General features: G+C 53.7%; 3 protein-coding genes. All 3 read right to left on the bottom strand.

What is annotated here, in order from left to right:
- Positions 1–944: aliphatic sulfonate ABC transporter substrate-binding protein (locus V6D20_18750; GenBank protein HEY9817819.1), on the bottom strand; the 944-nt coding region annotated here is incomplete at its 3' end.
- A gap of 145 nt (positions 945–1,089) precedes the next feature.
- The gene (locus V6D20_18745; protein ID HEY9817818.1) at positions 1,090–1,383 is read right to left on the bottom strand and encodes a hypothetical protein; all 294 of its coding nucleotides are present in this window, start codon (positions 1,381–1,383) and stop codon (positions 1,090–1,092) included.
- An 83-nt stretch (positions 1,384–1,466) separates the two neighbouring features.
- Entirely contained in the window at positions 1,467–1,697 is a 231-nt protein-coding gene (locus tag V6D20_18740; GenBank protein HEY9817817.1) for a hypothetical protein, read from the bottom strand.
- Positions 1,698–1,796: the final 99 nt, after the last annotated feature.

The raw sequence follows: 1,796 nt of genomic DNA, 5'->3' as shown, positions 1-1,796 counted from the left end.
TGAACGCTGCCAATTACCGAGTTCGACAGATCAGTGCGCTCCAGTTGTTTCGCGGCCACGTTTTTCTCTAGACCTGCGGTCTTAGCCAGAATAGCTTCCAGCTCTGCCGGGTTTTCAATCGACCACTGGCGGGCTCTTTCGTAGGCAGCGAGGACACGCTCGACATAGGTGGGGTGAGTGTTGGCAAACTCTTCACGTACATTGAGAAAGCCGTAGGTGTTTAAGTCGGGGTTGCGAAAGAAGAGCTGGGATCCTTGCTCTAGTTCAGTTCTAGCCATATGGGGATCAAGACCTGCCCAGGCATCCACATCACCTCGCTCTAGTGCGGTGCGGCCATCGGCGTGCTGGAGCTGCACCACTTCTAGGTCACGTTCTGAGAGCCCCACTTGGTCGAGGGCGCGCAGCAAGAAGATATGGGGGTCGGTGCCTTTGGTGGCAGCAACCCGTTTGCCCCTTAAGTCTTCGACGTTCGTGATGCCGGTGTCGGCGCGGGTGACTAAGGCCGTCCACTCGGGTTTGGAGTAAATATAAATAGCCTTGATTGGGTTGCCATTAGCTTTGCCCAACAGGGCGGCAGCCCCAGCGGTGGAACCAAAGTCGATGCTTCGGCTGTTGAGTAGTTCGAGGGCTTTGTTGCTACCTTGGCTTTGCACCCATTCCACGTTGACATTGTCTTTGTCCAAGTCTTCTTCGAGCCAGCCTTTGTCTTTGAGCACCAAGCTGACAGGGTTGTAGTAGGCAAAGTCTACCCGTACTACGCTGGGCGGTGCGGCGGTGCTGGTGGGGTTGCTTGGATTAGATGGCTGGGCGCAGCTATGGAGAACCACGACGCAGAAGGTGGCGGTAATCGCTAGAATACCCCGTTGCCAAAGGCATCTGCGTCCGAGGTTAAAGGGGATAATTTGGGCTAAATAGGGAAATCGAAGGTTAAAGAAACGGTGCATGGCTAGAGCAATCTTGGGTAAGAAAATGGGCAGGACTTGATTGTGAGTAGCTTGGGTTAGCACTGGTGGGCAGTGCCCACCTATGGGACTAGATGAGAAGAGAAAATGTCGGGGCTGAAAAACAGGCTGACTTCCCGGCAAAGGTTTAGCTGAAGAGGCGATCGTATTCAAGGCAAACTTTCCGACTGAAGGCTTTTGTCAGGCGGTTATAGAGGCCAAACTGGGTAGCGATTTCAGCGGCTTTGAGAATGGCACGATCGCTTAACCCCATCGCCCTTGACGGCTTTAGATCCGACGGAGCTAGAGTATGGGCAAGCTGGCTGATCTGCACGGCAAAGATGGCTAGAATATCCTCAGGTAAGATAGCTTCATCGGGCACCGTCAGCCAAGAGGAAAGGAGTTGGGGTGTGGGTAAGATCAGAGTTAGGGGTTGGGGCATGGGTTGTGTCCCTCAAATTAGATAAAGGTGGCTAAAAGGAGAATTTTCAGAGGTGAGACTGAAGCCCCGACTGGCTGGTGGGACTAGTCGAGACGGGTCAATGGGGAACATAGATCGCTGGAGCCAGAGCCATGGAGCACCTGAGTCCAAAAGGTCTTGTCGCTGCTGCTGAAAGTTCTGGACACTGCCACCTCACGTAGGAGTAGAGCCAAGATACAAAACAGTGTGAATAAACTAGGTAGGATAACGATTAAGAGGTTGCGGGCATTGTTGTCGGCTCGGGGTGGAGCTTGGGGCAGGCTGGAGTTTGTCATGACGCAGTTTTCCGGCAGAGAAGCTGAGAGAGAATAAGATGTGTAGGCTGGTGGGCGGTGTCCCCCCTACGGAAGGCTAGGAATACTGGGTGGGGGTGG

This window comes from Candidatus Obscuribacterales bacterium (assembly GCA_036703605.1).
Lineage (GTDB): Bacteria > Cyanobacteriota > Cyanobacteriia > RECH01 > RECH01 > RECH01.
The sequence above is the reverse complement of the archived record's forward strand: the minus strand, read 5'-3'. Positions and strand labels throughout refer to the sequence as shown.